The organism is Janthinobacterium sp., from assembly GCF_031995485.1.
In the GTDB taxonomy this organism is placed as follows: Bacteria; Pseudomonadota; Gammaproteobacteria; order Burkholderiales; family Burkholderiaceae_D; genus Janthinobacterium.
Genome location: NZ_DAMAGB010000089.1, coordinates 1 through 4855, shown reverse-complemented (window position 1 = coordinate 4855; position 4855 = coordinate 1). Strand labels below are relative to the sequence as shown.

At 61.3% G+C, this 4855-nt stretch carries 5 protein-coding genes; 1 reads left to right on the top strand and 4 read right to left on the bottom strand.

Annotated features, from left to right (window positions below; genetic code table 11):
* Positions 1 to 126: 126 nt before the first annotated feature.
* Complete coding sequence (locus RTQ46_RS27030) at positions 127 to 1632, bottom strand: DUF3369 domain-containing protein (protein WP_312440703.1); 1506 nt, start codon at positions 1630 to 1632, stop codon at positions 127 to 129.
* 396 nt (positions 1633 to 2028) lie between these two features.
* Between RTQ46_RS27030 and RTQ46_RS27025 the strand changes: the two genes are divergently transcribed.
* Positions 2029 to 2529: a DUF3016 domain-containing protein gene (locus RTQ46_RS27025; protein ID WP_312440702.1), complete on the top strand. Its 501-nt coding sequence runs from the start codon at positions 2029 to 2031 to the stop codon at positions 2527 to 2529.
* A 15-nt stretch (positions 2530 to 2544) separates the two neighbouring features.
* Here RTQ46_RS27025 and RTQ46_RS27020 read toward each other — a convergent pair whose 3' ends face one another.
* The 3 genes from RTQ46_RS27020 to RTQ46_RS27010 form a co-directional block, all read right to left on the bottom strand.
* Positions 2545 to 2988: a thioesterase family protein gene (locus RTQ46_RS27020; RefSeq protein WP_010394760.1), complete on the bottom strand. Its 444-nt coding sequence runs from the start codon at positions 2986 to 2988 to the stop codon at positions 2545 to 2547.
* Positions 2989 to 3070: 82 nt separating this feature from the next.
* A complete protein-coding gene (locus RTQ46_RS27015) occupies positions 3071 to 4534 on the bottom strand; it encodes a PQQ-dependent sugar dehydrogenase (protein WP_312440701.1) in 1464 nt (487 codons plus the stop codon).
* A 62-nt stretch (positions 4535 to 4596) separates the two neighbouring features.
* Positions 4597 to 4855, bottom strand: a 259-nt coding sequence (locus RTQ46_RS27010; RefSeq protein WP_312440699.1) for a hypothetical protein, incomplete at its 5' end; no start/stop codon positions are given.

The window sequence follows — 4855 nt, the reverse complement described above, 5'->3', positions numbered from 1 at the left end:
CCTGAGAAAATGCCGATGGCGGCGTTGCGGCTTCCTCGCCGTACATGCGTACTGTTTTTTGGCTATTTGATCGTAGGTCGGGTTAGCGCGCAGCGCGTAACCCGACAACATTGTTGGCACCAGCCATCAATCCGGAAACCGCTGGTTCAGCGCCAATGCCTCGTCGAGATTGGCAATCAACAACTCCACATACTGCGGATCGAGGTGACTGCCGCTCACTTCGCGCAGGTAACCCACCACGCGTTCCAGCGGCCACGCTTCCTTGTAGCAGCGCTTGTGCATCAGCGCGTCGAACACGTCGGCGACGGCGGCGATGCGGGCGTATTTGTGGATATTGTCTCCGACCAAACCTTGCGGGTAGCCGCTGCCGTCGTATTTTTCATGGTGCTGGTGGGCGATCACGGCGGCGGCCTTCAGCAGCGGGCGCTGCGAGCCGTCGAGGATCGACATGCCGACGGTGGGGTGCTGTTTCATGATTTCCCATTCGGCCGCATCGAGCTTGCCCGGTTTGAGCAGCACCGCGTCGGGGGTCGAGATCTTGCCGATATCGTGCATCGGCGCCGCGTGGCGCAGCACCATGGTTTCTTCGTCCGACATGCCCGACGCCTGTGCCAGCAGCTGGCACACTTCGGCCATGCGGCGCACGTGGTTGCCGCCTTCGTGCGAGCGCGATTCGACCACGTCGCCCAGGCGCAAAATCAGTTCGGCCTGGGTGTCGGTGATTTCCTGCGTCAACAGGATATTGTCGAACGCAATCGCCACGCCCGAGCAGAAGACTTCCAGCAATTGCGCGTCGAGGTCGGAAATTTCTTCCACGCCTTTCAGCACCAGCAGCGAGGCCTTGCCGCTGCTGTTGGGGAAATAGCCGACATAGGTATCGCCATGCAGGCGTGAAATCTTGTTGCTCTTGGCGTGATCGAGCTGCGACAGCAGGGCAGGACTCAGCATGCCGTCGTCGGTGTCGCCGATCTGCGCCAGGATTTCATAATCCTGCTCGCCCGTGATGGCGCTGGCGCCGCGCAGGCGCAGCAGCATGCTCGTTTCCAGGCGCAGCAGGGCAACCACTTGCTGCAGCAGGCCACTGGCAAAGTCGCGCAGGTTGCGCTGCTTGAAGATATGCGCCGAGGCGGCGATCACGCGCTCCAGGCCTTCGCGGTAATGCAGCTGCGACAGGCGCGCTTCCTCGACCTTCATGATGTCGCGGTAGGCACGCAGGGCGGCAAAGGTGGTGGTAAACAGCTTGGTGCGGTCGAGCTCGGTTTTTTCCTTGTAGTCATTGATGTCGTAATTGACGATCACGCGCTCTTCCGGCGCCTGGCCAGGCTGGCCCGTGCGCAGCACGATGCGGGTAAACTGGTTGCCCAGGTCTTCGCGCATCCAGCGCGCCACTTCCAGGCCGCTGTCCTCGCGCTCCATCACCACGTCGAGGAACACCAGGGCGATATCGGCCTCGCGCGCCAGCACCTGCTTGGCTTCGGCGCCGCTGTAGGCGTGCACGAAACTGAGGGCGCGGCCTTCCAGGCGGAAACGGGTCAGTGTCAGTTTGGTGATGTCGTGGATATCCGGTTCATCATCGACGAGCAGGACTTTCCAGGGCGGTAACTTGGGTGATGCTGAAGACAAAAAGGACATAAGGACGAGTTCCGCTAAAGGGCATGGCTGGCCGCCGCGCATCAGGCATGCCTGTGCGCCATCACTGGCGTTGCGCGTTTTCCGGGCGCATTCTGTCGATTGTAGACCGAGCGCATGGTATTAACAACAGGCAAGAAAAATTGTCCGGCATCCATGCAACAGTGTCGGAAAGGCGATAAAAAAATTGCCATCTATACTTTATCGCTTAAGCAACTATATTTTCAAGACAATACTTTGTTTTAGTCAATATTGCTAATAAAACGGTAAAAGAAATCGGCAACGCATGTTTTACCGGCATGCCGGAAAGTTCGTAACAAGGTATGAATTTCAGCGGGCCGGCCGGAGGATGGGCGTATATTCAACGCCGAGATGAAGCGATTTTTGAAAGGGAGAATCATGGACAAGAAACTGGCACAGATGCTGTTTGCGGGAACCGTCCTGCTGGCAAGCAGTGGCGCGTGGGCGCAGAGCGTCGCCAATACCGAGGTGCGCTACGACAAGCCTGAACAATTCATGGATGTGTCATTTGATCAGCGCACGCGCGAAGAAGTGCTGGCGGAGCTGACCGGGCATTTCAAGAAGCTGGGCGCCACCCTGCCGCCTGGCCAGCATCTGCAAATCGTTGTCACGGCCCTCGACCTGGCGGGCCGCGAAGATCCGCGCATCCGCTCGGCGAACGAAATCCGCGTGATGACGGGCGGGGCGGACTGGCCACGCATCGGCTTGTCGTATGTGCTGGAGCAGGATGGCAAGACGCTCAAGAGCGGCGACGCCACGCTGTCGGACATGTCGTATCTGACGCGCATGAACCGTTATTTCAGTGGCGAACGCCTGCGCTACGAAAAGCCGATGATCGACGAGTGGTTCAGCAAGACCTTTGGCGTGGCGCGCAAATAAGCGCAGCCGGCAAGGTCAGTCGATCCAGTTGACCTGGGTGAACTTGCTGCCGAACTCTTCCGGCATCGGCACCACCTGGCTGCGTTTGTAGTTGAAAAACACAAAGCCGGACTTGGCCATGGCGATCAGGGTGTTGTCGCGTGGGCGCGTAATGCGGAAGGTGATGTCGCCGCCGTATTTGTTGAAGTCCATCACGCCCACTTCGAACAGCAGCTGGTCGCGCGCATGGGCTTCGGCGCGGTAGGTGGTGGCCAGGTCGGTGACGATGATGCCGGTGCCGTCCGCTTCGATATCGCGCACGCCGAATTCAAACAGGAAGCGCGCGCGGGCCTCGGAAATCATGGAGATCATGGAGTCGTTGCCGAGATGGTTGCCGGCATTGATATCGGTGGTGCGTACCGTCAGTTGCGAGGAATAGCAGTATTGGTCTTCGGGAAATTCAAGTTTCAGACGGGCCATAAGTTTCTCTTGATCAGTGCGCCGGACGCGGCGGGGAAAACCCATTCTAGCCGGTTCCCCGCCAGGCGTCGAACACCAGAGCTTACTTGCGCACGATGCGGTAAACCCGGCCCGTCGCGCTCAGCATGTACAGTTCCTTCTGCGCATCTTGGCCGAACGACAGGATATTGCCGACATTCGTGATGTTCCAGTCCGTCACGGCCGACGCGCTGCCATTGCTGTAAGTAAAACTCTTCAGCCAGCCGCTGCAATAGTCGGAATACAGGTAATGGCCCGCCAGCTCCGGCAAGGCGGCGCCGCGGTAGACATGGCCGCCCGTGATCGAGCAGCCGCCTGCGGCGTCGTGGCCATAGTCGATGGCCGGCAGCACCAGCCCCGCCTGGCTGCAGCTGGCGCTGTTATAGCACTGCTTGCCTTCCATGATGTTCCAGCCATAGTTGTTGCCGGCCGTACCCACCGCCGCCACGTTGACCTCTTCGCGCTGGCCCTGGCCCACGTCGGCGATATACAGCAATTGTGCCGTGGTATCGAAGGCATAGCGCCATGGATTGCGCAGGCCGTAAGCCCAGATTTCGGCACGGCTGCCGGCCGTGCCGGCAAACGGATTGCCGGCCGGGATGGTGTACGGCTGGGCGGATGTGCTGGCGTTCACGTCCAGGCGCAGCATTTTGCCGAGCAGGACATTGGTGTTCTGTGCGTTGCCCGATGGATCGCCGCCACCGCCGCCGTCGCCCGTGGCCGCATACAGGTAGCCGTCCGGACCAAAGCTGACCAGGCCGCCATTGTGGTTGCTGAAGCCGGGATGGGGAATGGCGATGATCTGCAGGCTGGCCAGGGGATCGGCCAGGTTGGCGTTGCCGGCCGAGACCTGGCGCCGCTCGATGACGATATCGCCGGCCAGGTTGGTGTAGTACAGGAAAAAGTAGCCGTTGCTGGCGTACTGCGGATGAAACGCCATCGACAGCAGGCCCCGTTCGCCATCGGTGGTGGTCAGGCTGCTGATGTCGAGAAACGGCGTGGCCAGCAGGGCGCCATTGTCGATGATGCGGATGCGGCCCGCGCGTTCGATGACGAACAGGCGGCTGTCGCCGGCTGGCGCCGTCAGGAAAGTGGGCGCCTGCAAGCCGCTGGCCACTTCCTGCAGCGCCAGTGCCAGCGGCGCGGTGGCCGCGTAGGCGACGCCGGCCGTCGCCGTGGCGCCGGCGGTGACCTGCACCTGCTGGGTGGCCGGGGTGGCCGCCAGGCTGCCCGTACCGTAGGCAACACTGGTGGCGGTCACGGCATAGGCGCCGGGCGCGAGGTCTGTCAAGGTGCTGCTGGCCGTCAGCAGCTTGCTGTAGGAAGCGGGGCCGGTAACGGTCACCGCGCCATTGACGCCAGCCGGCAGGCCGGCCATCGTCACGGCCAGGCTGCCGGTGGTGGCGCCTGGCGGATCGTCGTCATCATGGTGGCTGCTGCCGCACGAGGCCAGCAGGCCCAGGCTGAAGAGCATCAGCAGGGCCAGCAGGAATTGTTTGCAAGTGTCCAGGGAAGTTCGATTGCGCATGTCAGTCTCCATGAAGGAACGACGCAGCCGTCTGCCGGGTGTTGGACGGCGTTGAAATACAATCATTCATTATGTCGCTGGCGGACTTGATCCATCGCAAGCGAGCGTTGATCTGTGGCGAGCATACGCCTGCCGCCAACGACTGTTCCGTTCGCTGACGCACGATCGGACAACGGCGCCGCGTTTTCGGACAATCGGCGGCGCGGCCGGCCCGCACCGCGCGCACGCAGGCCATAATGCGCCATCTGAAACCGTGCAGGAGCACCCATGAAAACCAAAGCAGCCGTGGCCTGGAAGGCCGGCGCCCCCTTGAGCATCGAA

Excerpts from the sequence above, each read along its gene's own strand:
- RTQ46_RS27030 (WP_312440703.1), bottom strand. The coding sequence starts at position 1,632 with ATGTCCTTTTTGTCTTCAGCATCACCCAAGTTACCGCCCTGGAAAGTC.
- RTQ46_RS27025 (WP_312440702.1), top strand. The coding sequence starts at position 2,029 with ATGGACAAGAAACTGGCACAGATGCTGTTTGCGGGAACCGTCCTGCTG.
- RTQ46_RS27020 (WP_010394760.1), bottom strand. The coding sequence starts at position 2,988 with ATGGCCCGTCTGAAACTTGAATTTCCCGAAGACCAATACTGCTATTCC.
- RTQ46_RS27015 (WP_312440701.1), bottom strand. The coding sequence starts at position 4,534 with ATGCGCAATCGAACTTCCCTGGACACTTGCAAACAATTCCTGCTGGCC.